20 protein-coding genes are annotated in these 24,981 nt (G+C 60.3%); 13 read left to right on the top strand and 7 right to left on the bottom strand.

From position 1 onward, the window contains the following. Nucleotides 1-22: 22 nt before the first annotated feature. The 7 genes from B9Z31_RS12965 to dnaJ all read left to right on the top strand — a co-directional run bounded on the left by B9Z31_RS12965 (nucleotide 23) and on the right by dnaJ (nucleotide 8,109). Entirely contained in the window at nucleotides 23-1,750 is a 1,728-nt protein-coding gene (locus B9Z31_RS12965) for an acyl-CoA dehydrogenase family protein (RefSeq protein ID WP_100119990.1), read from the top strand. 176 nt (nucleotides 1,751-1,926) lie between these two features. Continuing rightward, nucleotides 1,927-2,319, top strand: coding sequence for a MarR family winged helix-turn-helix transcriptional regulator (locus tag B9Z31_RS12960; RefSeq protein WP_233200976.1), 393 nt, complete (start codon nucleotides 1,927-1,929; stop codon nucleotides 2,317-2,319). Nucleotides 2,320-2,427: 108 nt separating this feature from the next. Further along, a complete protein-coding gene (locus tag B9Z31_RS12955; RefSeq protein WP_100120061.1) occupies nucleotides 2,428-3,588 on the top strand; it encodes a fumarylacetoacetate hydrolase family protein in 1,161 nt (386 codons plus the stop codon). 118 nt (nucleotides 3,589-3,706) lie between these two features. Continuing rightward, nucleotides 3,707-4,057, top strand: coding sequence for an FKBP-type peptidyl-prolyl cis-trans isomerase (locus B9Z31_RS12950; protein ID WP_100119989.1), 351 nt, complete (start codon nucleotides 3,707-3,709; stop codon nucleotides 4,055-4,057). 183 nt (nucleotides 4,058-4,240) lie between these two features. Beyond that, nucleotides 4,241-4,789, top strand: a complete 549-nt coding sequence (gene grpE, locus B9Z31_RS12945) for a nucleotide exchange factor GrpE (protein ID WP_100119988.1) — start codon at nucleotides 4,241-4,243, stop codon at nucleotides 4,787-4,789. A 120-nt stretch (nucleotides 4,790-4,909) separates the two neighbouring features. Continuing rightward, complete coding sequence (dnaK, locus tag B9Z31_RS12940; RefSeq protein WP_100119987.1) at nucleotides 4,910-6,835, top strand: molecular chaperone DnaK; 1,926 nt, start codon at nucleotides 4,910-4,912, stop codon at nucleotides 6,833-6,835. Nucleotides 6,836-6,966: 131 nt separating this feature from the next. Continuing rightward, nucleotides 6,967-8,109, top strand: a complete 1,143-nt coding sequence (dnaJ, locus tag B9Z31_RS12935; RefSeq protein WP_100119986.1) for a molecular chaperone DnaJ — start codon at nucleotides 6,967-6,969, stop codon at nucleotides 8,107-8,109. A gap of 78 nt (nucleotides 8,110-8,187) precedes the next feature. On the opposite strand, the gene B9Z31_RS12930 is transcribed toward dnaJ, so the two are convergent. Then, complete coding sequence (locus B9Z31_RS12930) at nucleotides 8,188-8,652, bottom strand: DUF1854 domain-containing protein (RefSeq protein WP_100119985.1); 465 nt, start codon at nucleotides 8,650-8,652, stop codon at nucleotides 8,188-8,190. Beyond that, a complete protein-coding gene (locus tag B9Z31_RS12925; protein ID WP_100119984.1) occupies nucleotides 8,649-10,958 on the bottom strand; it encodes an ABC transporter ATP-binding protein in 2,310 nt (769 codons plus the stop codon). The genes B9Z31_RS12930 and B9Z31_RS12925 overlap by 4 nt, the downstream gene beginning before the upstream one ends. Nucleotides 10,959-11,125: 167 nt before the next feature. On the opposite strand from B9Z31_RS12925, the gene cphA (B9Z31_RS12920) reads away from it, so the two are divergent. Together cphA (B9Z31_RS12920) and cphA (B9Z31_RS12915) are read left to right on the top strand one after the other, a co-directional pair. After that, on the top strand, nucleotides 11,126-13,300 hold the full coding sequence (gene cphA, locus B9Z31_RS12920) for a cyanophycin synthetase (protein WP_100119983.1): 2,175 nt from the start codon (nucleotides 11,126-11,128) through the stop codon (nucleotides 13,298-13,300). A 47-nt stretch (nucleotides 13,301-13,347) separates the two neighbouring features. After that, nucleotides 13,348-15,924, top strand: a complete 2,577-nt coding sequence (cphA, locus tag B9Z31_RS12915; protein ID WP_100119982.1) for a cyanophycin synthetase — start codon at nucleotides 13,348-13,350, stop codon at nucleotides 15,922-15,924. A 17-nt stretch (nucleotides 15,925-15,941) separates the two neighbouring features. Here the strand turns inward: cphA (B9Z31_RS12915) and B9Z31_RS12910 are convergent, their stop codons facing one another. Then, nucleotides 15,942-17,018, bottom strand: a complete 1,077-nt coding sequence (locus tag B9Z31_RS12910) for an acyltransferase (protein ID WP_233200953.1) — start codon at nucleotides 17,016-17,018, stop codon at nucleotides 15,942-15,944. On the opposite strand from B9Z31_RS12910, the gene B9Z31_RS15640 reads away from it, so the two are divergent. Beyond that, entirely contained in the window at nucleotides 17,017-17,154 is a 138-nt protein-coding gene (locus B9Z31_RS15640; RefSeq protein ID WP_233200951.1) for a hypothetical protein, read from the top strand. The genes B9Z31_RS12910 and B9Z31_RS15640 overlap by 2 nt on opposite strands. Before the next feature lie 3 nt (nucleotides 17,155-17,157). On the opposite strand, the gene B9Z31_RS12905 is transcribed toward B9Z31_RS15640, so the two are convergent. From B9Z31_RS12905 to B9Z31_RS12890, 4 genes are all read right to left on the bottom strand, one after another. Further along, nucleotides 17,158-18,111 carry a nitronate monooxygenase family protein gene (locus B9Z31_RS12905; RefSeq protein ID WP_100119980.1) on the bottom strand — a complete coding sequence of 318 codons (954 nt, stop codon included), beginning with the start codon at nucleotides 18,109-18,111 and terminating at the stop codon, nucleotides 17,158-17,160. 33 nt (nucleotides 18,112-18,144) lie between these two features. Continuing rightward, entirely contained in the window at nucleotides 18,145-19,935 is a 1,791-nt protein-coding gene (locus B9Z31_RS12900) for an acyl-CoA dehydrogenase (protein ID WP_100119979.1), read from the bottom strand. An 85-nt stretch (nucleotides 19,936-20,020) separates the two neighbouring features. Next, nucleotides 20,021-20,953 (bottom strand): electron transfer flavoprotein subunit alpha/FixB family protein, encoded by a 933-nt coding sequence (locus tag B9Z31_RS12895; protein WP_100119978.1) that lies wholly within the window; start codon nucleotides 20,951-20,953, stop codon nucleotides 20,021-20,023. Between the two features lie 98 nt (nucleotides 20,954-21,051). Then, complete coding sequence (locus B9Z31_RS12890) at nucleotides 21,052-21,807, bottom strand: electron transfer flavoprotein subunit beta/FixA family protein (protein WP_100119977.1); 756 nt, start codon at nucleotides 21,805-21,807, stop codon at nucleotides 21,052-21,054. Between the two features lie 288 nt (nucleotides 21,808-22,095). Between B9Z31_RS12890 and B9Z31_RS12885 the strand changes: the two genes are divergently transcribed. The 3 genes from B9Z31_RS12885 to B9Z31_RS12875 all read left to right on the top strand — a co-directional run bounded on the left by B9Z31_RS12885 (nucleotide 22,096) and on the right by B9Z31_RS12875 (nucleotide 24,977). After that, nucleotides 22,096-23,118, top strand: coding sequence for a TRAP transporter substrate-binding protein (locus B9Z31_RS12885; protein WP_100119976.1), 1,023 nt, complete (start codon nucleotides 22,096-22,098; stop codon nucleotides 23,116-23,118). 87 nt (nucleotides 23,119-23,205) lie between these two features. Then, the gene (locus B9Z31_RS12880; RefSeq protein ID WP_233200949.1) at nucleotides 23,206-23,688 is read left to right on the top strand and encodes a TRAP transporter small permease; all 483 of its coding nucleotides are present in this window, start codon (nucleotides 23,206-23,208) and stop codon (nucleotides 23,686-23,688) included. Continuing rightward, nucleotides 23,685-24,977, top strand: a complete 1,293-nt coding sequence (locus B9Z31_RS12875) for a TRAP transporter large permease (RefSeq protein WP_100119975.1) — start codon at nucleotides 23,685-23,687, stop codon at nucleotides 24,975-24,977. The genes B9Z31_RS12880 and B9Z31_RS12875 overlap by 4 nt, the downstream gene beginning before the upstream one ends. Nucleotides 24,978-24,981: the final 4 nt, after the last annotated feature.

The following is a 24,981-nucleotide window of genomic DNA, read 5'->3' as shown; positions in this document are numbered from 1 at the left end:
TTTCCACTGAGCAAAGAGCCCCATGAACGCCTACCAACCTCGCACCGACGACATGCAGTTCGTGTTGTCCCGCGTCCTGAACGCGCCCACCCAGCTGCAAGCTCTGCCCGCTTTCGCGGAGGTGGACGCTGAACTGATGCAGCAAGTGCTGGACGAAGCCGGCAAGTTTGTGGGCGAGGTGATCGCCCCGCTCAACCGGGATGGCGACGAAATCGGTGCCCAGTGGAAAGATGGCGGGGTCACCATGCCGCCGGGTTTCAGAGATGCCTACCAAAGCTTTTGGCAAGCCGGCTGGCCCGCCTTGGCCGCCAGCGCCGAAGACGGCGGGCAGGGCCTGCCCACCGTGCTCGAAGCCATGCTGTACGAAATGCTGAGTGCGGCCAACCACGGCTGGACCATGGCCCCGGGCTTGTTGCACGGCGCATATGAGTGCATCAAGCACCATGGCAGCGACGCGCTCAAAGCGCAGTATTTGGAGAAAGTCGCCACCGGCGAATGGCTGGCCACCATGTGCCTGACCGAGCCGCATGCGGGCTCTGACTTGGGCCTGGCGCGCACCAAGGCCATCCCTTTGCCGGATGGCCAATACGCGGTCAGCGGCACCAAGATTTTCATCTCGGGCGGCGAACACGACCTGAGCGACAACATCGTGCACCTGGTGCTGGCCCGTCTGCCCGACGCGCCACCCGGCCCCAAGGGCCTGTCGCTCTTCTTGGTGCCCAAGTTCTACCCGGACGGCAGCCGCAGCCGCGTGCACTGCGACCGCATCGAAGAAAAAATGGGCCTGCACGGCAGCCCCACCTGCGTGATGCGCTTTGACGAAGCGGTGTGCTCGATCGTGGGCGAGCCCGGCAAAGGCCTGAACGCGATGTTCGTGATGATGAACGCCGCCCGCCTGCACGTGGCCCTGCAAGGCATTGGTCTCTTGGACGCGGCTTGGCAAAAGGCCGATGCCTATGCGCAAGAGCGCCGCCAGATGCGTGCACCGGGCAAGGGCAAATCAGCGGCCGAAGCCGACTTCATTGCCGAGCACCCCGCGATGCGCCGCATCCTGGACACGCAACGCGCCTGGGTCGATGCCGGTCGCGTGCTGGCCTACCGCACTGCGCTGGAACTCGACCTGATCAAACACAGCCCCGACACCGCCACACAAGCCGCTGCCCAGCGCTGGTGCGCCCTGGTCACGCCGGTCATGAAGTCGGTGTTCACCCACCAAGCCTTCCACGGCGGCAGCGACTGCCTGCAGGTGTTTGGCGGGCACGGCTATGTGCGCGAATGGGGCATCGAGCAGATCGTGCGCGACGCCCGTGTGGCCATGATTTACGAAGGCACCAACGAGATCCAGGCGATTGACCTGCTGGTGCGCAAGGTGCTCACCGATGGTGGCGTGGGCATGAACGCGCTGCTCGACACCTTGGCGCTGGACCTGCCCCGGGCGGCCCAAAACAGCAAGGCCCACACCCCGGCCCAAGCCAGACTGCAGACTTTGCGCGCCATCACCCAGCAAATCGTGCAGGCTGCGCCCAAAGACGCGGCCCTGGCCTACCGCGTGGCCGACGATTATTTGCGTGCGGTGGCCTTGGTGCTGATGGACTGGGCCTGGCTGCGCATCGAGGCCGGTGTCGATGCCGACACGCCCCATGCACAGACGCGCTGGTTGGCCCCGGCCCAAGCCCTGCGCAGCTGGGTGCTGCCTGAGTTTCAAATGCGCAGCTTCATCATCGTGCAGCAATGCGCGGCTGCGGGATGAACGACCCCATGCCCAGTCCAATGCCTGCGCCCAAAGCACCTCGCGCCTTGGCCGCATCCGCCGCTGGCCCCAAAAAGCGCGCCGTCTCGGTCAAGGCAGCGCGCCTGCGCAGCGGCCCCAAGGACTCTGCGGTCGCTTGCGTCGACAAAGTGGACTCCAGCTATTTGCAAACCTTGATGGGCTACAACGCGCGCCGGGCTGCGCTGAGCATCATCGAGCTGTTTTTGGAACGGCTGGCACCTTACGGACTCAAGCCCGTCGACTTCTCGGTGATGTCCACCATCCAGCACAACCCCGGCGTGACCTCGCGCCAGCTGTGTGCGTCGCTCAACCTTTTGCCGCCCAACCTGGTCGGGCTGATCCAGTCCTTGGAGTCTCGCGGCCTGATCGAGCGCAAACCCCACCCGCACGATGGCCGGGCGGTGGGCCTGCATGCCACCCCCAAGGGCCGGGCCTTGATGGTGCAAGCCGAACAAACGGCCTCTGAATTGGAGGTCGAAAAAACCGCCAAACTCACGCCTGCAGAACGCAAAACCTTGCTCGAATTGCTGCAAAAAATTTACCTTTGAATAGGGCATGCGCTCTGACTGCAGCGCATCCCGCAGGTGACTGGGCGCCCACCTGCCGTCTGGCATGATGTCTCCCACTCTTTCGGTTGAATGCCTCACCCTATGACCATGAACACCTCCGCCCTGCCTTCCATGGCTGACCATGCCCTGCTGATCGGCCGCATCTGGCAGCCCAAGACTGGCCCTGTGGTGGTGGCCGTCACGCCGCAACACGTGCACGATCTCTCGGCTCTGGCCTTGACGTGCAGCGACCTGCTCGAACAAGACCAGGTGGCCGAAAAAGTCCGGCAGGGCTTGGCCTCTGGGCAAGCCAAGGCCTTGGGCAGCACGCCGGCCATCTTGGCCAACAGCAACGAGACCACACGGGATCCGAGCCAAGCTTGGTTCATGGCCCCCTGCGACTTGCAAGCGGTCAAGGCCGCTGGCGTGACTTTTGTGGCCAGCATGCTGGAGCGGGTGATCGAAGAGCAAGCCCGGGGTGACGCCAGCCGTGCCGAGGCCGTCCGTCAGGCGGTCGTGGCGGTGATTGGTGACAACCTGCGCAGTGTGAAACCGGGCTCGCCCGAATCGGCCCAGCTCAAAGAGGTGTTGCTGGCCCAAGGCATGTGGTCCCAATACCTGGAGGTGGGCATCGGGCCCGACGCTGAAATTTTCACCAAAGCACAAGCCATGAGCGCGGTCGGCCCCGGCGCGCAAGTGGGCATCCACCCTGCCAGCCAATGGAACAACCCTGAGCCCGAGATCGTCTTGGCCGCCAATTCGCGCGGCGAAGTGGTCGGCGCCACGATGGGCAACGACGTGAACCTTCGCGACTTTGAAGGCCGCAGCGCCTTGCTGCTCGGCAAAGCCAAAGACAACAACGCCAGTTGCGCCATCGGCCCTTTCATTCGCCTGTTTGACGAACACTTCAGCATCGACGATGTGCGCCAGTGTGAGCTGACCCTCCAAGTGCAGGGCCCCGAAGGTTTTGTGATGCAAGGCAGCAGTGCCCTCGGCCAAATCAGCCGTGACCCACTCGACTTGGTGGCTCAAGCCATGGGCAAGTACCACCAATACCCCGACGGCATGATGCTCTTTCTGGGAACCATGTTTGCCCCGACCCAAGACCGCCACGGGCCTGGTCAGGGCTTCACCCACGTGGTGGGCGACCGCGTGAGCGTGTCCACGCCTCTCTTGGGCACCTTGGTCAACCACGTCACCACCTCGGACCAAGCACCACCCTGGACCTATGGCGTCAGCGCGCTGATGCGCGATTTGGCGCGGCGTTAAGGTCTGCGCAAACGGCCCTTGAAAACCGGGCAGGTCCTCTGGGGCTGGCATAATTTTGTGTTTTCCACATTCCGATGCCTTTTTTCAAGACTTCGGGCCATTTCTGACAGGATTTCCCATGAACACCACCCCCTCAGGCCTGCAATACGAAGACACCGTTGTGGGTGAAGGCGCTGTGGCCACCGCTGGCCAAGACGTCACGGTCCACTACACCGGCTGGCTCTTCAAAGACGGCGAGCAAGGTGCCAAATTCGACTCCAGCCGCGACCGCCGTGACCCGTTTGTGTTCGGTTTGGGCGCAGGCATGGTCATCAAGGGCTGGGACGAAGGCGTGGCCGGCATGAAGGTGGGCGGTCAGCGCACCCTCATCATTCCTGCCGAGCTGGGCTACGGCGCGCGCGGCGCTGGCGGTGTGATCCCCCCGAATGCGACGCTGAAGTTCGACGTGGAATTGCTCGCGCTGGACTGATCTCGCCCCCCGGGCAGGGTTTTTTGGGGGTTCCATGCCCCCTCTGATCCGGTTCTGGCTCAGCCTGCGGCCCGCCATTTGGCGGGTTTTTTCTGGTCTGGCGCCCGTGCCCGAAATCCCCTCTTGAAGTTGCAGCCTTCGCCCCTAATTAACAGGGGTATCCATTTTTTGCGGACCCTGTTCATGTCAGAAGCCTCCTCCACACCCGACAACACCCCCTCCAGCGAAGAAGCCCAGGCCGCTGCGGCCGCCATGGCTTCAACCGACCCCTTGGCCGATGCGCAAGCCCAGTTGGTCAATCTGAAGGCCCAAAACGCCGACCTGGCCGACCAGTACCTGCGGGCCCAGGCCGATGTGCAAAACGCCCGCCGCCGTGCCGACGACGAAATTGCCAAGGCCCGCAAGTTCGCGGTCGAGGGATTTGCCGACAGCCTGCTGCCCGTGCTGGACAGCTTGGAAGCCGGTCTGGCGATCCCCAATGTGACGATCGAGCAGATCCGCGAAGGCTCTGAGGCGACCTTGCGCCAACTCAAAAGTGCGCTGGAGCGCAACAAAGTACTCGAAATCGCACCGCCAGCGGGCACCAAGTTCGACCCCCACCACCACCAAGCCATCAGCGTGGTCCCCGCCGAGCAAGAAGCCAACACCGTGGTCACGGTGCTGCAAAAGGGCTATTCCATCGCGGACCGCGTGCTGCGCCCGGCTTTGGTCACGGTCACTGCGCCCAAATAAACCGCGCTGATCGGCCCTTGGGCGAGGGCTTCACCATTTTCGCTGTGCGGGGGCTTGAAAATTTTCCACCCTGCCCCATTTGCAAACCATCTGTATTTCTAACTTTTTCGGAGCATCCTCATGGGAAGAATCATCGGTATTGACCTGGGCACCACCAACTCGTGCGTGGCCATCATGGAAGGCAACACGACCAAAGTGATCGAGAACGCCGAAGGCGCTCGCACCACCCCGTCGATCATTGCGTACCAAGAAGACGGCGAAATCCTGGTTGGCGCCTCGGCCAAGCGCCAAGCGGTCACCAACCCGCGCAACACCTTGTACGCGGTCAAGCGCTTGATCGGTCGCAAGTTTGCCGAAAAAGAAGTCCAAAAAGACATCGACCTGATGCCCTACACCATTGCCAAAGCCGACAACGGCGACGCTTGGGTGGAAGTGCGCGGCAACAAATTGGCCCCGCCCCAAATCAGCGCTGAAATTCTGCGCAAGATGAAGAAAACCGCCGAAGACTACCTCGGCGAAGAAGTGACCGAAGCCGTCATCACGGTGCCGGCTTACTTCAACGACGCACAGCGTCAAGCCACCAAAGACGCCGGCCGCATCGCAGGTTTGGACGTCAAGCGCATCATCAACGAACCCACCGCTGCGGCCCTGGCTTTCGGTTTGGACAAAACCGAAAAAGGCGACCGCAAGATCGCCGTGTATGACTTGGGTGGCGGCACATTCGACGTGTCCATCATCGAAATCGCCGACGTCGACGGTGAAAAGCAATTCGAAGTGCTGTCCACCAACGGCGACACCTTCTTGGGCGGCGAAGACTTCGACCAACGCATCATCGACTTCATCATCTCCGAATTCAAGAAAGAATCCGGCGTCGATTTGGCCAAAGACGTGTTGGCCCTGCAACGCTTGAAAGAAGCCGCTGAGAAAGCCAAGATCGAGCTGTCCAGCTCGGCTGCGACCGACGTCAACCTGCCCTACATCACGGCCGACGCCACAGGCCCCAAGCACCTGAACATCAAACTGACCCGTGCCAAGTTGGAGCAGTTGGTGGAGGAATTGATCGAGCGCACCATCGCGCCTTGCCGCATGGCGATCAAGGACGCCGGCGTGTCGGTGGGCGAGATCGACGACATCATTTTGGTCGGCGGCATGTCGCGCATGCCCAAGGTGCAAGAGAAGGTCAAAGAGTTCTTTGGCAAAGAGCCACGCAAGGACGTGAACCCCGACGAAGCTGTGGCCGTGGGCGCTGCGATCCAGGGCCAGGTCTTGTCGGGCGACCGCACCGACGTGCTGCTGCTGGACGTGACGCCTCTGTCTCTGGGCATCGAAACCATGGGTGGCGTGATGACCAAGATGATCACCAAGAACACCACGATCCCGACCAAGTTTGCGCAAACTTTCTCGACCGCTGAAGACAACCAGCCCGCGGTGACGATCAAAGTGTTCCAGGGTGAGCGCGATATCGCCAGTGGCAACAAGGCGCTGGGCGAATTCAACCTCGAAGGCATCCCACCCGCAGCACGCGGCACACCCCAGATCGAAGTGTCGTTTGACATTGACGCCAACGGCATCTTGCACGTGGGCGCCAAAGACAAAGGCACAGGCAAAGAAAACAAGATCACGATCAAGGCCAACTCCGGTCTGTCCGAAGCCGAAATTCAGCAAATGGTGAAAGACGCCGAGTTGAACGCCGAAGAGGACAAGAAAAAGCTCGAACTCGTGCAAGCCCGCAATGCTGGCGAAGCCGCTGTGCACAGCGTGAAAAAGAGCCTGACCGAGCACGGCGACAAGATCGAAGCCTCTGAAAAAGAAGCGATTGAAGCCGCCACCAAAGCGCTGGAAGACGCGTTGAAGGGCGAGGACAAAGACGCCATCGAAAGCAAAACCGAAGCGCTGATGACGGCCAGCCAAAAGTTGGGCGAAAAGGTTTACGCCGACATGCAAGCGCAGCAAGCCGCTGCGGGTGCTGCGGCGTCCGGCGCCGAGGCCCCACCACAGGACGACAATGTGGTGGACGCCGAAGTCAAGGAAGTCAAAAAAGGCTGATGCCCCCAGCGATTCTGTGGGAGCGAGCCCCCGCTCGCGATTGCATTCGGCCACAGGGGTGGCCTCCCAGAAACACCCCCAACGTCCCGAGCAGGTCTCGGGACGTTTTTTGCATGTAAAGGCCTCAAGTCATGGCAACCAAACGAGATTTTTACGAAGTGCTGGGCGTTGCCAAAAACGCCTCAGACGAAGACATCAAAAAGGCTTACCGCAAGCTGGCGATGAAGTACCACCCTGACCGCAATCAGGGGGAGGACGCCAAAGCCAAAGAAGCCGAAGCCAAATTCAAGGAAGTCAAAGAAGCCTACGAAATGCTCTCTGACGCCCAAAAGCGCGCGGCTTACGACCAGCACGGCCATGCCGGTGTGGACCCCAATATGCGGGGCGGCGCAGAAGGCTTCGGTGGTTTTGGGGATGCGTTCGGCGACATCTTTGGTGATATTTTTGGTGGCCAAGGTCGTGGTGGTCGCGGGGGTGGCCGTCAGGTTTTCCGCGGCGCCGACCTGAGTTACGCGATGGAAATCACGCTCGAAGAAGCCGCCAATGGCAAAGACTCGCAGCTGCGCATCCCCAGCTGGGACGCGTGCGACACCTGCAGCGGCACGGGCGCCAAGCCAGGCACCAGTGTCAAGTCTTGCGGCACTTGCAACGGCCAAGGCCAAGTGCAGATGCGCCAGGGCTTTTTCAGCGTGCAGCAAACCTGCCCCAACTGCCGAGGCACCGGCAAGATCATTCCAGAGCCTTGCGGCACCTGTCATGGCCAAGGCAAAGTCAAGAAGCAAAAAACGCTGGAAGTCAAAATCCCGGCTGGCATCGACGACGGCATGCGCATCCGCAGCGCGGGCAACGGGGAACCGGGCACCAACGGCGGGCCTGCCGGCGACTTGTTCATCGAGATTCGCCTGAAGAAGCACGCGATTTTTGAGCGCGATGGCGATGACTTGCATTGCGCCGTGCCCATCAGCTTTTCCAAAGCGGCTTTGGGCGGCGAGATCGAGGTGCCCACCTTGGGCGGCAAAGCGGCCATTGACATCCCAGAGGGCACACAGACAGGCAAGCAGTTCCGTTTGCGCGGCAAAGGCATCAAAGGGGTGCGCGGCACTTACCCGGGCGACCTGTATTGCCACATCACGGTTGAGACCCCCGTGAAACTCACCGAGCACCAGAAAAAATTGCTCAAAGAGTTTGAAGAGTCCTTGTCCAAAGGGGGCGGCAAACACCAACCCAGCGGAGAAACCTGGACCGACAAGCTCAAGGGCTTTTTTGGCGCCTGAGCCCCAGGCCCCATAAAAGGCGGTTGGACCTCGGTCCCACCGCCTTTTTCTTGTGTGCGCCGCCTACCTCGTCCCGCTTCAGAGGAAACGGTCCAGCAGTTTGCGCGAGTGTTTGTCCATGGCGGCCAGGTCACGGATCATGAATTGCACGCCGTTGGCGTCGTTGATCAGCAGCACCGTGCCGGTCAGGCGCCGGATGTCTTCTTCGCCCTTGAGCAAAAACTCCGTCGCACCCCGATCGGTTTGCACAGACCAAGTGCTGGGCGTTGCAAAGCTGCTGACGGCTGACAGCTGCAAAATTTCTGGCAAAAATTCCCGCTCGTTCAGCGCTTGCACCACCTGCGCGCGCAGGGGCTCGGCCAAATGGGCCAGGGCATCGATCCAAAAGATCTCATGCCCTTCGGCATCCATCAGCGCCACACCTTCATCGGGGGCAGACACTGGATAGGCCCGCAAGGCCGTGACCGGTGAATGGCGCGTGCCATCGGGCATCACCAAGACCCAAAGGCCGAAGGCATCGCGCTGCAGGTCGAACGGGTTCATGCACTCACCTTTTGTTCTTCAGACAGGCTGCCGCCCAACACGGTGTCGGCTTCGGCCTGGCGCTGCTGTGCTTCGTACAAGCGCCAGTAAGCGCCTTGTGCCTCAATCAAAGCATCGTGTGTCCCCTCTTCCACCACGACCCCTTTGTCCATGACCACCAGCCGATCGGCTTTGCGCAGGGTGGACAAGCGGTGGGCAATGGCAATCGTGGTGCGCCCGCGCACCAAGTTGTCCAAGGCGCGCTGGATTTCTTTTTCTGTTTCGGTGTCCACCGCCGAAGTGGCCTCATCCAAAATCAAGATGCGCGGATTGATGAGCAAGGCGCGTGCAATCGAAATGCGCTGGCGTTCTCCGCCCGACAAGCCCTGACCCCGCTCGCCCACCAAGGAGTCATAGCCTTGCGGCATGCGCAAGATGAATTCATGGGCGTGGGCGGCGCGGGCCGCGGCGACGATGTCTTCTCGGCTTGAATCGGGCTTGCCGTAAGCAATGTTGTCGGCAATGGTGCCGAAGAACAGGAAGGGCTCTTGCAGCACCAATCCAATTTGGCGGCGGTAATCGGCCACCTTGAGCTGGCGGATGTCGGTGCCATCGAGTTCAATGGCGCCGTCACTCAGGTCGTAAAAGCGGCAGATCAGGTTGACCAAGGTGCTCTTGCCCGAACCGCTGTGGCCCACCAGGCCAATCATCTGACCCGGTTGGATGTCCAGGTTGAGCTGGCGGATCACCGCGCGGTTGCCGTAGCGAAAACCCGCATCGCGCACCCGAATGTGGCCTTGTACACGTTCAGGCAAAGCCACCGGGTTGACCGGTTCGGGCACGCTGGAGACGTGGTCCAGGATGTCAAAAATGCGCTTGGCACCCGATGCCGCTTTTTGCGTGTTCGAAACAATCCGGCTCATGGAGTCGAGTCGGCTGTAAAAGCGGCCAATGTAGGCCAAAAATGCCGTCAGCACACCCACGGTGATTTGGTCGTCGGAGACCAACCAAATGCCAAAACCCCAGACCACCAGCAAGCCGATTTCGGTCATCAAGGTCACGGTGGGTGAGAACAGCGACCACACGCGGTTGAGCCGGTCATTGACTTGCAGGTTGTGCGCGTTGGCGTCCTTGAAACGTTGGGCTTCGCGGTCTTCTTGCGCAAACGCTTTGACCACGCGGATGCCGGGAATGGTGTCGGTGAGCACATTGGTCACTTCGGCCCAAACGCGGTCGATTTTTTCAAACCCGGTGCGCAGTTTTTCGCGCACCACATGGATCAGCCAAGCGATGAAAGGCAAGGGCAACAGGGTCACCAAAGCCAAGGTCGGGTTGATGGTGAACAAAATCACCGCCGTCATCAAGATCATCAGCACGTCGGTCGCAAAGTCCAGCAGGTGCAAAGACAAGAACACGTTGATGCGGTCGGTCTCGCTGCCGATGCGGGCGATCAAGTCACCCGTGCGCCGACCGCCAAAATATTCCAACGACAGCTTGAGCAAATGCTCGTAGGTGGTGGTGCGCAAATCGGCCCCGATGCGCTCAGACACCAAGGCCAAGATGTAGGTTTTCGCCCAACCCAGACCCCAGGCCAACAAAGCCGAAGCCAACAAGCCCAACAAATACAGCGACACCAATTGCGGGTCAATGTCCTTGCCGTTTTGGTAAGGGATCAGGATGTCGTCCATCAAGGGCATGGTGAGGTATGGGGGCACCAACGTGGCCGCTGTGGCGGCCAAGGTCAACAAGAAACCGGCCAGCAAGGAGCCTTTGTAGGGGTGCGCGAAGCGCCACAACTTGAACAGGGTCCAGGTCGACGGGGGCGCCAAATCCTCACGCCCACAGCTGGGGCAATCCTCCTCGTCCTCGGCCATGACGGTTTGGCAGACCGGGCAAACCGACCCAGACAGGACGGTTTGCAAGGGGCGTCCTGCTTCGCTGCTGCCGCTTTGCGCCAGTTGCCCCTCAAACTGCGCGACCCACCGCGCCACCGCCGCTTGCAAGCCCAAAGTGAACCGCCAAACCGCCAATTGGCCAGCGGCACTGCCCAAGACCAGGCAACCCACACCGGCGTGGTCCGTCAATTTGAGCGACAAACCGGCTTGCAAGGGCAAAGCGGACCAGTTTTTTTCGCCTTCAGGCCGATATAAGACCCGTTGATCGGTCAAAATGATGGCACTTTTGGCGAATCTCAAGCTGTTGTCAAGGTCAACCTCCAGCCACGCTGTTGCGTTTTCATGGGGTTGTAGACAAGACTGAACTTCAACCTGCCATGCATCAGGCAAGACCTGACGGGAAGCAGAGGACAGAGGGGAAGTGGATGTCATGAAAGAAGAACCGGAAACGACTCGCATGCGCCAGACGGCCGACGAGACAAGAAACAACCATGGATGTCGCACACCACGGCACAAGAACTGCCCATGTATCTTTTGAATCCTGAGCTCTCCAGCAGCGCCACGACGGGCTTGCCATTGTATCGCCGCCCCTTTCAGCCATGAACGCTCACAACATCCAATTTCTGCGCATGACCCATTTGCGCGGACCCAATATCTGGACTTACCGTCCTGTCTTGGAAGCCCTGGTCGACATTGGTTCCTTGGAAGACTTCCCCTCCAACACACTGCCCGGCTTCAATGAGCGCCTGACCGCTTGCTTGCCAGGTCTGGTGGAGCACCGTTGCAGCGTCGGCGAGCGCGGTGGGTTTTTGCAGCGACTGGAGCAAGGCACTTGGGCGGGCCATGTGCTCGAGCATGTGGCGCTGGAGCTGCAAACCCAAGCGGGCATGCAAACGGGCTTTGGAAAAGCCCGAGAAGCCGGTCCACGCGGCATTTACAAAGTCGTGATCCGCACCCGCCACGAAGCCGTCAGTCGCAGCGCGCTCGAGACCGCACGCGAGCTGATCCTGGCGGCCATTGAAGGCCGTGCTTTTGATGTGGGCGCCGAAATCAACCGACTCAAACAAATGGTGGACAGCCTGTGCATCGGCCCGAGCACGGCCAGCATCGTGGATGCCGCCAGCGACCGCGGCATTCCATCCATCCGTCTGAACGATGGCAACTTGGTGCAGCTGGGCCATGGCGCCCAACAACGCCGCATCTGGACAGCCGAAACCGACCGCACGGGTGCGATTGCTGAAGGCATCTCCAAAGACAAAGACCTGACCAAGCAGTTGCTCAGCATGTGTGGCGTGCCGGTGCCTGAAGGCCAAATCGTCGACAGCCCCATGGCGGCTTGGGAAGCGGCGCAAGACATCGGCTTGCCGGTGTGTGTCAAACCGACCGATGGCAACCATGCACGTGGCGTGTCGCTGGAGCTGTCCAAACAAGAAGACATTGCTGCCGCTTACGACATTGCGCTGGCCGAAGGCAGCGAAGTGATTGTGGAGCGCTTCATTTTGGGCGAGGAACACCGGCTCTTGGTGGTGGGCGACCAGGTGGCCGCAGCCAACAAAGGCGAAACCGCCAGCGTGGTGGGCGATGGCGTGCACACCGTGGCCGAGCTGATCGAGTTGCAGATCAACTCCGACCCCCGCCGCGGCGAAGAAGAAGACTTTCCACTCGACACGATCCGGCTGGACGAACACACCACCTCGGTGCTCGAGCTCAAGCGGCAAGGCCTGACGGCAGACAGCGTGCCTGACAAAGACCGCACCGTGTTGATCATGCGCACGGGCAACATGGCCTTGGACGTGACCGATGAAGTTCACCCCGATGTGGCCGCACTGGCCGTTTTGGCGGCTCGCGTGGTGGGCTTGGACATCGCGGGTGTCGATTTGGTGGCGCAAGATATTTCTCAGCCCTTGGCCGCACAAGGCGGTGCGATTGTGGAAGTCAACGCCGGCCCCGGCTTGCTGATGCACCTCAAACCCGCCTCTGGCAAACCCCGTCCGGTGGGCCAGGCCATCGCCAACCATTTGTTCAAACCCGTTGAGACAGGCCGTATTCCGGTGGTGGGCTTCCTGGGTGATGGCGACACCACCCGCCCAGCCAAGCTGGTGTCTTGGTTATTGCACCTCAAGGGCCTCTACACCGGTTTGGCTTGTGCAGACGGCTTGTTCATGAACCAGCGCCAGCTTCAAAACCAAAATGGCATGGATTGGGACAATGCCCAAAGGCTGTTGATCAACCGTTCGGTTCAAGCAGCGGTGTTTGAAAGCGACGCACGCCATTTGCTGGCCGAGGGCCTGCCTTATGACCGCTGCCATGTGGGTGTGGTGACCCGCATGCCCAAGGCTTTGGGGCTGGACGACTTGTACCCTGGCAGTGACGAAAAAATGCCCACCTATGTGCGCACCCAAATTGATGTGGTGCTGCCCCAAGGCACGGCCGTGCTCCATGCGGCTGATGCGCAAGTGGCCGAATTGGCCAGCTACAGCGATGGTGGCGTGGTTTTTTATGCCGATGACGAGAACACGCCCCGATTGATGGCCCACCGGGCACAAGGCGGACGAGTTGGTTTTTGGCGTGATGGACAGCTGATGCTGTGCGAAGGCCAGCGCGAGTCGATGGTGCTGTCGATCAAACGCCCTGCCGTGGCCCGCCTGCTGCAAGAAGGCAAGCTGGGCACCAACGACATGTTGGTCGCCGCTTGCGTGGCTTGGGCCTTGGACATCGGTACCGATCTGATCCGAGCCGGCATCAAGAGCTTCGGCCAGAACACCTCTCATTAACGCCCCCAGTGCCCTGTGGCCCTCGCGCATCAAAGGAATCCCGGTTCATGGAAGTGTCAAGAATTCGCGCTCTGCGCGGTCCCAATTTGTGGAGCCGTCACACGGCCATAGAAGCCATCGTGACCTGCCCTGAAGCCGAGCGCAGCTTGGCTTCCAACCATCCGATCGAGCAGCGCTTGCGCCGCATTTTCCCCGAGGTGGGCCCCATCGAAGGCACACGCCCAGGTCAATCGCCGTCCATGGCGCATGCCTTCGAAAAAGTCACCCTCGCGCTGCAAGCCCACGCGGGCTGCCCCGTCACGTTCAGCCGCACCACCGCCACCGAAGAACCCGGTGTTTACCAAGTGGTGGTGCAGTATTCCGAAGAAGCAGTGGGTCGCTTGGCCCTCGAGTTGGCTGAAAAGCTTTGCCAAGCCGCCATGGCGGGTCATGGCTTTGACCTTGAAAGTGCGCTGGCGCAACTGCACGAATTGGACGAAGACGTTCGCTTGGGCCCTTCGACCGGCGCGATTGTGGATGCGGCCGTGGCCCGTGGCATTCCCTTTCGGCGCTTGACCGATGGCAGCCTGGTCCAATTTGGTTGGGGCTCACAGCAGCGTCGCATCCAAGCGGCCGAAGTGGACTCCACCAGTGCCATCGCCGAATCGATTGCCCAAGACAAAGACCTGACCAAAAAACTGCTGCATGCGGCAGGTGTGCCTGTGCCCCTGGGGCGCCCGGCCGAAACCCCTGACGAAGCCTGGGCCATTGCTCTCGAGGTGGGGCTGCCTGTGGTCGTGAAACCGCAAGATGGCAACCAGGGCAAAGGTGTGTCCGTCAACATCACAGAACGCTCGACTTTCGACAAGGCCTACGCCACAGCCGAGCGCTATGGGACCGTGATGGTCGAAAAGTTCCTGCCGGGCAGCGATTACCGTTTGCTGGTGGTGGGCAACAAACTCATCGCGGCGGCACGCCGCGAGCCGCCCTTGGTTGTCGGCGACGGCAAACACACGGTGCGCCAGCTGGTGGACTTGGTGAATGCCGACCCCCGCCGCGGCACCGGTCACTCGACTTCTCTGACCAAAATCCGGTTTGACGACATCGCCATTGGCCGTTTGCACGCCCAAGATCTGGAGCCCGAATCGGTGCCCGAAAAAGGTCGCCGTGTCATTTTGCGCAACAACGCCAACTTGTCCACCGGGGGCAGCGCCACCGATGTGACCGACGACGTGCACCCCGAGGTCGCGGCCCGGGTGGTGGAAGCGGCCCAAATGGTGGGCCTCGATATTTGTGGTGTCGATGTGGTGTGCGAATCCGTATTGCGCCCCCTGGAAGAGCAAAACGGCGGCATCGTCGAAGTCAATGCGGCGCCAGGCTTGCGCATGCACATCAGCCCATCCTATGGCAAAGGCCGCGACGTGGGCAATGCGGTGATCGACCAGATGTTCCCGAACGGTTCAACAGGCCGCATCCCCGTGATCGCGGTCACGGGCACCAATGGCAAAACCACGACCGTTCGCCTGACTGCGCACCTGCTCAGAACGCAAGGCTTGCGCGTGGGCATGACCAACACGGACGGTGTGTATGTCAACGGCCGGCAAACCGACTCGGGCGACTGCAGCGGTCCGCGCAGCGCGCGCAACGTGCTCATGCACCCGGATGTGGATGCCGCTGTGTTTGAGACCGCTCGCGGCGGTTTGCTGCGAGAAGGTCTGGCCTTTGACCGCTGCAACGTGGCCATCGTGACCAACATGGGTGGCGGTGACCACCTGGGCCTGAACTACATCACCACCCTCGAAGACCTGTCCGTGCTCAAGCGCGTGATTGTGCTCAACGTGGAACAAAACGGCATGGCCGTGCTCAACGCCGCGGATCCGGCCGTGGCCTTCATGGCGCCGCACTGCCCGGGCGAAGTGACCTTTTTTGCACTCGACGGCAATCACCCCGTGTTGGCCACGCACCGTGCGCAAGGCAAACGTGTGGTGTTCACCGAAGACGGCCACATCGTGGCCCAAAAAGGCAAGCAGGTGTTGCGCATACCCCTGTCTCAAGTGCCGATCACTCGGCAAGGCCAAATTGGGTTCCAGACCGAAAACGTCATCGCCGCCATTGGTGCGGCTTGGGCTGTCGGCGTGCCTTGGGATGCGATCGCTCAGGGCGTGGCCACCTTCATCAGCGACATCCAGGGCGTGCCTGGCCGCTTCAATGTGTTCGATTACCGTGGGGCCACCCTGATTGCGGACTACGGCCACAACCCCGATGCCATTCAAGCTTTGGTGCAGGCCGTGGACAACATGCCTGCCCAAAAACGCATGGTGGTCATCAGTGGTGCCGGTGACCGGCGTGACCAAGACATCCGCGACCAAACCAAGATCCTGGGCCAGGCGTTTGACGAAGTGCTGCTTTACCAAGACGCCTGCCAACGTGGCCGTGAAGACGGTGAGGTCATCGCTTTGCTGCGCGAGGGTTTGCAAGGCGCTGTCCGCACCACGCATGTGCAAGACATCCAAGGCGAATTCAACGCCATTGACACAGCGCTTGCGCGTTTATCGCCGGGTGATTTGTGTTTGATCTTGATCGACCAAGTGGAAGAGGCTTTGGCCTACATCACTGAAAAAGTCCAAGCCAGCAAGGCCCATTGAGGGCGACGCCGTGCGCATCAGCCCACCGGGTTGGTGAGCACGGTCAGCGCCACGCTGGCCTTGAAAAATCCGGCCCACAGCCACCAATGCCACCAAGTAGGGGCTTGGCGCTCCACGAATCGGTAGAGCATTCCTCCAAAGCCCAAAGACACCAGCAGTGCCAGCAGCATGCCCATCGCATTGGCCCAGAGGACATCGGGCCACGCCCAGGTGATCCATGCGCTGATGGCCAAACTCACGCCAAAATGCATGAGGAATACCGAATAGGACACACCCGATAACCACGCCACGCCCCTGCGCCATGGCGATTGCGACAGGGCATCACCCAAGAACCAGCGCACAGGTGCGGCGACCAGCAATGCCGTGATGCCAAAGGCCACGGCCATTCGCCCCCTGGGGCCCAGCCACCAAGCCACCCCCCACAAGAGCAGCAGCCCAAGCCACAACGCCCATTTTTGTTGAGCTGTGGGCGCGTTGTGGCTCAACCAGGACCTGGCCTCCCAGGCCAAAAGACCCAAGCCATAGGCGCCGAAAAAATACACGCCATGGTCGTCCAGCGCAGTGTCCAGATTCCACCACCACCATGACGCACAGGTGAGAAGGCACCACAGCACCAAGCGCATGGCTCTGACGGAATACCGGGCTTGCGCAGAGCGACAGAGGCTCACCACCCACAAGCTGAGCAAGGTCATGGCGTACAGCTGAAAGTCAATGGCCACATACCAAATGCCCGCTGACAAGGCCTCCATGTCCAAGAGGTGCTGCAGCAACAACATGTGCGCCAAAGCCTGCCCCCAATCGGGCGTCGCCGATAAGCTGGCGTGGTCAAAATCGGGGCGCACCCACTCTGTGATGAGCACCGTGAAACTGAGCGCCGCCAGCAAAGGGATCGCCAAACGCAGATAACGGTTTCCCACCAACTTGAAAGCGTCTTTCAAGGCCAGCGACTCCAAGCGGGCCAAGTGGTTGGCGGTGAGAAAACCCGCGCAGACCAAAAACAGCTGGACGGCGTAGCGTCCATGGTCATAAAGCCAGCGCACCACCGCTGGCCAGGCCGTGGCCACCACATCCGACATGGGCCCATAAAAAGCCATGTGGTGCAACACAATCAACAGGCAACCGGTGGCCTTGATCGCATCGATCAAAAAAGAGCGCCCCAACGCAGGCTGGGGCGTGGTGATGCGCGAAGTGCGCAAATCGCTGACCGGTGAAGTGGGCGTGGGCCGGTGAAGGTCAGAGCGCCAAACGGGCGCGAGCTGCTTGGTACTGCGCCTTGAACTGGGCCACCAGATCGGCGGTGCTTTGCACCGACTGGATCGCGCCAATGCCTTGGCCGCAGCCCCAGATGTCTTTCCAAGCCTTTTTGGCGTCACCGCCAAAGTTCATCTTGCTGGGGTCGGACTCGGGCAGGTTCTCGGGGTCCAGGCCAGCGGCGCGGATCGACGGGGCCAGGTAGTTGCCGTGCACACCCGTGAACAGGTTGCTGTACACGATGTCGTCCGAGTTGCTGTCCACAATGGCTTGTTTGTACGCCTCGGCCGCACGCGCTTCGTGCGTGGCGATGAACGCAGAGCCGATGTAGGCAAAGTCTGCGCCCATGGCTTGGGCCGCCAAAATCGCGTCGCCCGTGGCAATCGATCCGGACAAGGCCACCGGACCATCAAACCACTGGCGGATTTCCTGAATCAAGGCGAACGGGCTTTTGACGCCCGCATGGCCACCGGCACCCGCGGCGACAGCGATCAGGCCATCCGCACCCTTTTCAATCGCTTTATGCGCGTGCTTGTTGTTGATGATGTCGTGCAGCACCACGCCACCGTAGCTGTGGGCGGCCGCGTTGATCTCTTCACGAGCGCCCAGCGAGGTGATGATGATCGGCACTTTGTACTTCACGCACATGGCCATGTCGTGCTCCAACCGGTCGTTGCTCTTGTGCACGATCTGGTTGATGGCAAAAGGCGCAGCGGGCTTGTCTGGATGGGCCTGGTTGTAGGCCGCCAGGGTTTCGGTGATTTCAATCAACCACTCTTCCAGTTGCTCGGCAGGGCGTGCGTTCAAAGCAGGCATAGAGCCCACAATGCCGGCCTTGCACTGCTCAATCACCAGCTTGGGGTTGCTGATGATGAACAGGGGCGAGGCGATGGCGGGAAATGGCAGATGGGCCAGAACGTTGGGCAGCTTGGACATGTTGTCTCCTTAAGATTGTTTTTGGAATCGGAATCAGAATGCGTCCAGCGCCATCGCGGTCACGCTGCCCGCACCTTCGACAATGCTGTCGCGGATGCCGGGGGCTTTGGACAGGATGTGGTCGGCGTAGAAACGTGCGGTGGTCACCTTGGCGGCCATGAAGGCGGCGTCTTGGGCTTGCGCCTCGGGTGTGAGGGCCACCAGCAAGGCGCGGCCCATTTGCCAGCCCGCCATCAGATTGCCCGCCAGCATGAGGTAAGGCACGCTGCCAGCGAACACATCGTTGGGGTGGGCTTTGGTGTTGCCGGCCACAAAGTCGACCACGTCCACAAAGGCTTCACGGGCGGCTTTGAGGCGCTTGGCCACAGCCTGCGCGTCGGCGTTGCCAGAAGACGCGAGTTCGCTTTCGGTCTGCGCCACCTGCGCAGCCAGTGCTTTGGCGGTCTGGCCGCCGTCGCGGGCGGTCTTGCGCCCCACCAGGTCGTTGGCCTGGATGGCGGTCGTGCCTTCGTAAATGGTCAGGATCTTGGCGTCGCGGTAGTACTGCGCCGCACCGGTTTCTTCGATGAAGCCCATGCCGCCGTGCACCTGCACGCCCAAGCTGGTGACTTCCAGGCTCATCTCGGTGCTGTAGCCCTTGACCAGCGGCACCATGAACTCGTAAAACGCCGCGTTGTGCTGGCGCACCTCGGCATCGGGGTGGTGGTGCGAGGCGTCGTAGGCCGCCGCAGCCGTGGCGGCCATGGCGCGGCAGCCCTCGGTGTAGGCGCGCATGGTCATCAGCATGCGGCGCACATCGGGGTGGTGAATGATGGGGCCCGCTGCGGGCAAGCTGCCGTCAACCGGACGGCTTTGTACGCGGTCGCGCGCGTATTGCACCGCGCGCTGGTAAGAGCGCTCGGCAATCGCGATGCCCTGCACACCCACCGCATAGCGGGCGGCGTTCATCATGATGAACATGTATTCGAGGCCACGGTTTTCCTGACCCACCAAATACCCAACACCGCCACCGTGGTCGCCGAACTGCAGCACGGCTGTGGGGCTGGCCTTGATGCCCATCTTGTGCTCGATGCTCACGCAGTGGACGTCATTGCGATCGCCCAAAGAGCCATCGGCCTTGACCATGAATTTGGGCACCACGAACAGGCTGATGCCTTTGACACCTTCCGGTGCGCCGACCACACGGGCCAGCACCAGGTGCACGATGTTCTCGGCCATGTCGTGTTCACCGTAGGTGATGTAGATCTTGGTGCCGAAAATTTTGTACGTGCCATCGGGCTGGGGCTCGGCGCGGGTGCGCACGGCGGCCAAGTCTGAGCCCGCCTGCGGCTCGGTCAGGTTCATGGTGCCGGTCCACTGGCCCGAGATCAGTTTTTCCAGATAAGTGGCTTTGAGCTCGTCAGAGCCTGCGGTCAGCAGCGCTTCGATCGCGCCATCGGTGAGCAAGGGGCACAGGGCAAAAGCCATGTTGGCCGAGTTGAGCATTTCGCCGCAAGCCGCGCCAATGGTTTTGGGCAGGCCTTGGCCGCCAAAGTCGGCCGGGTGCTGCAGGCCTTGCCAGCCGCCTTCGGCGTACTGTTGGTAAGCCTCTTTGAAGCCCGGCGTGGTGGTCACGCCACTGCCGTTGTGGAAGGACGGGTTTTGGTCTCCTTCCCAATTGAGCGGAGAGATCACGTCCTGGTTGAGCTTGGCGCACTCCTCGAGCACCGCTTGCGCCGTTTCCAAACCCGCATCTTCAAAGCCGGGAATCTGCGCAATCTGATCAATGCGGGCCAAATGCTCGATGTTGAAAAGCATGTCTTTGAGGGGAGCGATGTAACTCATGTCTTGATTCCGTTCATGGTCAAAGGAGAGGGGGCGGGTACAAAAAAGACCTCTCTGGGAGGCCTTCTTTGCTGACGTCAAATCATCACAGTGCGTTGGTCAACTCAGGCACAGCCGCGAACAAATCGGCTTCGAGGCCAAAGTCGGCCACGCTGAAGATGGGCGCTTCGGGGTCCTTGTTGATCGCCACGATCACTTTGGAATCCTTCATGCCCGCCAAGTGCTGGATCGCGCCCGAGATGCCGCACGCGACATACAGCTGAGGCGCCACGATCTTGCCGGTCTGGCCCACTTGCAGGTCGTTGGCCGCGTAGCCAGCGTCCACAGCTGCACGGCTGGCACCGATGGCGGCACCCAACTTGTCGGCCAGAGGCGTCATCACTTCATTGAACTTTTCCGAGCTGCCCAAAGCACGGCCACCGGAGACGATGATCTTGGCGGCTGTGAGTTCGGGGCGGTCGTTCTTGGCGATTTCGCTGCGCGTGAAGCTGCTCTTGCCGCTGTCGGCTTGAGCGGCTGCGTTTTCGACGGCAGCGGAGCCACCTGTCGCGGCTGCCGCGTCAAAGCCCGTGGTGCGCACGGTGATGACTTTGGTGCCGTCGGTGCTTTGCACCGTCGCGATCGCGTTACCCGCATAGATCGGGCGCTCGAACGTGTCGGCCGAGATGACTTGCGTCACATCGCTGATTTGGGCCACATCCAACTTGGCCGCCACGCGGGGGGCCACGTTCTTGCCCGCGGCAGTCGCGGGGAACAGGATGTGGCTGTAGTGGGCAGCGATGGCGATCACTTGGGCTGCCACGTTTTCGGCCAAGCCATGGGCCAGGGCTTCGCTGTCGGCGTGGATGACTTTCGTCACACCCGCGATTTGAGCCGCGGCTTGCGCAGCAGCGGCTGCGTTGTGGCCTGCGACCAGCACATGCACATCACCACCGCAAGCGGCAGCGGCGGTCACGGTGTTCAAAGTTGCGCCTTTGATCGAGGCGTTGTCGTGTTCGGCAATAACGAGAGCAGTCATGTTTTTTCCTTGATTCGTTGTTCTGTGGGAGCGAGCCCCTGCTCGCGAATGCTGGTTGACCGACATTCGGCCGCGGGGGCGGCCTCCCACAAAGAGCCTCAGATCACTTTGGCCACGTTTTTCAGCTTGTCCACCAGGGTAGCGACGTCAGGCACCTTGATGCCGGCGCTGCGCTTGGCAGGCTCGGCCACTTTCAGCGTCTTGATGCGGGGGGCCACATCGACACCCAAGTCTTCGGGCTTGAAGTTGTCGAGCTGCTTTTTCTTGGCCTTCATGATGTTGGGCAGCGTCACGTAGCGCGGCTCGTTCAAGCGCAGGTCGGTGGTCACCACCGCAGGCAGATGGATGGACAGCACTTCCAAGCCGCCGTCGATCTCGCGGGTCACTTGGGCTTTGCCGTCCACGATCTCGACCTTGCTGGCGAATGTGGCTTGCGGCAGATCGGCCAAAGCGGCCAACATCTGACCGGTTTGGTTGCAGTCGTCGTCAATGGCTTGCTTGCCCAGAATGATCAAACCGGGTTGTTCTTTGTCGACCAGCGCCTTGAGCAGCTTGGCGACCGCCAAGGGCTGCAGGTCCAAATCGGCCGGGGTCTCCACCAAGATGCCGCGATCGGCGCCAATGGCCATCGCGGTACGCAAGGTTTCCTGGCATTGGGCCACGCCGCAAGAGACAGCGATGACTTCGGTGGCGAAACCTTTTTCTTTCAGGCGCACGGCTTCTTCGACGGCGATTTCGTCAAAGGGGTTCATGCTCATCTTGACGTTGGCGATGTCCACACCCGAACCATCGGATTTGACCCGGACCTTGACGTTGTAGTCCACGACCCGCTTCACGGGAACCAGAATTTTCATGAAAGCTTCTCCATTGAAAGATCAAAACAGGTCTCGCAGCTTGGGGTCACGGAGACCCGCTTGGCGATTGACGTATACGTCAATTGTGCACGAAAACATCCCATCAGATTCACCATTATCGACAAAAAAGCACGGTCGTTCGAATTTTTATCTCACCCAGGCGCTTTTTCGCCGCAGGACAGCCCCATTCACCGACCCAAAGGTCGGGAAATCAGGGTAAGCATGGATTCAGTCCGCAGGCAATAGCGTTTAGATTATGTTTTGTAACCAATTAACTGGAGCTTCCCCATGAAGAAAACCCTGATTTCCATGGCCGCATTGGCCTTGACCAGTTTGTCTGGCCTTGCCCAGGCTCAAACCGTTTTGACGGTCTCCAGCTGGGTCCCGCCCACACACGGCTTGACCATGGCGCAAAAAGATTGGTGCGACGCACTGACGGCCAAAACATCCAACCGCGTGCGCTGCAACATTTTGCCCCGTGCGGTCACGCCCGCGCCAGGCACTTTTGATGCCGTGAAAAACGGCTTGGTCGACGTGTCCTTCACCGTTCATGGTTACACACCCGGTCGTTTTGTCTTGACACAAATGGCCGAATTCCCATTCTTGGGCGACCGTGCCGAGCCGCTGTCGGTGGCCTTCAACCGCATCGCCAGCAAACACCCCGAATTCACAGCCGAGCACCAAGGTGTGAAGGTCTTGGGCTATTTCACCCACGGCCCAGGCATCGTGTTCAACACCAAAAAGCCCATTGAGAAAGTGGAAGACTTGTCGGGCCTGAAGTTCCGCGTGGGTGGCGGCATGGTGAACGAGATCACCAAGACGCTGGACATGAACGTCACCCTCAAACCGGCACCCGACTCCTATGAGCTGCTCTCCAGCGGTGTCATGGATGGCACTTTGTTCCCTGCCGAGTCGACCGACTCTTTCAAAATCGACAAAATCATCAAGCACGCCACCACCTTCCCGGGCGGTCTTTACAACACCAGTTTTGTCTTCATGATGAACCCGGCCAAGTACAACAGCCTGTCTGCAGAAGACAAAAAGGCGGTGGATGAGTTGTCTGGCGACGCTGTGGCCAGCCGCTTTGGCAAATCTTGGGACCGCGTGGACGATCTGGCTTTGACCAACATGCAAAAGAACGGTGTGAAGGTCATCAAAGCCAACAACAGCTTCATCAGCGGCGTCACGGTTCGCGTCAGCAAATTGGAGCGCGATTGGGCACAGGCCGCCAAAGCCAAAGGCCTGAAAGACCCCTCTGGCACCCTGTCAGAATTCCGCGCTGAAATCGCCAAATTGCAAAAGCAAAAATAAGCGACAGCGCGTTGGTCTGGTCACCCACCGAGGTGAAACAACGGTACCTGCCACAATCGCAGGTACCGTTTTTTTTAGGAATGTCGAGTGAAAAAATCTCTGGAAATTGTCTGTGGAACCTTGGCGGGGTTGGCTTTGCTGGCCATCATGCTGCTGACTTTTCTCGATGTCTCGGGTCGAAAACTGTTGTCCCACTCCATCACGGGCTCTTTGGAGTTGACCGAGTTGCTGATGGTGGTGGTGATTTTTGGCGCCCTGCCTTTGGTCTCTCTCAAAGGCGAACATGTGGTCTTTGACTCACTCGACGCCCTGCTGCCCCATGGGCTGCAGCGCTTTCAGAGGGCATTGGTTGACATCGTTTGCGCCGCCTTGCTGCTGGGACTGGCTTATCTGATGTGGAACACAGGGGCCGATTTTGCGGTCACCGGAGAAACCACAGCACAGCTGAAAATCGCCAAATCGCCTTTCATTCAAGGCATGGGTTTGCTGTGCGGGCTCACGGCCTTGGTTCACCTGGTCAAAGCCTTCTGGCCGACCGAAGACGATGCGTCGGAAGGAGGCACACTGTGAGCGAAGCCCTGCTTGGATTTGCCGCCATTTTTGTGCTGGCCCTCATGCGCATGCCATTGGCTTTTTCCATGGGCCTGGTGGGCATCGTGGGCATTGGCCTCACACGCGGCTGGATGCCAGCCCTGGCCAGCACCGCACAAGTCGTGCACGAGACGGGTTTTGCCTACACCTTGTCGGTGATTCCTTTGTTCATCCTCATGGGCAACTTTGTGGCCCGTGCGGGCTTGGCCCATGAGCTTTTCCATGCGGCCTACACCTTCATTGGCCACCGCCGAGGTGGCTTGGCGCATGCCACCATTGCCGCTTGTGCTGGGTTTGGTGCCATTTGTGGCTCTTCCATTGCCACGGCCGCCACCATGAGCAAGGTGGCCTACCCCTCCATGAAAAAGATCGGGTACAGCGATGCCCTGTCCACAGGCGTTATCGCTGCTGGCGGCACCTTGGGGATCATGATTCCGCCCTCCACCATCATGGTGATCTACGGCATCATCACTGAAACCCACATCGGCAAACTGTTTGCGGCAGGTGTCATTCCGGGCATCCTGACCGCCCTCTTGATGATGCTGGCCGTGGTCATCATGACTTCACGCGACCCCGAACACGCCCCCCCAGGCGAAAAATTCACCTGGGCACAGCGCTGGGCGGCTTTGCGCGGTATTTGGGGCGTTTTGCTGCTGGTTTTCATCGTCCTGGGCGGCATTTATGGCGGCTTCTTCACCGCCACAGAAGGTGCAGGCATGGGGGCCATGGGCGCTTTCCTGTTTGCATTGGCACGCAAAGCTTTGACCAAAGAGGTGCTGCTGCAGGTGCTCATCGAGTCCGCCAGAACGACCGCGATGCTGTTCACTTTGTTGATTGCCGCCACGATTTTTGCCAACTTCGTGAACTACACCAGCTTGCCATTTGAGCTGAAAGACTGGATCACGGGACTGGGCTTATCGCCCATCATGATCGTGGGCGCCATGATGCTGATCTATGTGCTCCTGGGCACCGTGATGGAAGAGCTCACCATGGTCTTGCTGACCATCCCCTTGTTCTTCCCCATCGTGGTCCAACTGGGCTTTGATCCGGTCTGGTTTGGCGTGCTGATCGTCATGGTCATCCAAATTGGCTTGATCTCACCGCCTGTGGGGATGAACCTGTTCGTGCTCAACACCTTGTTGCCCAAGGTCGGTTTGGGCACCATCTTCCGCGGCGTTTGGCCTTTGGTGTTGGTGCTGGTCATCACGCTGGGCATCTTGCTCGCCTTTCCGGGCCTGAGCCTGTGGCTGCCCTCCATGATGGACTGAGCCT

The organism is Limnohabitans sp. G3-2, from assembly GCF_002778275.1.
GTDB lineage: Bacteria > Pseudomonadota > Gammaproteobacteria > Burkholderiales > Burkholderiaceae_C > Limnohabitans_A.
This window is presented reverse-complemented; position numbering and strand designations above follow the sequence as displayed.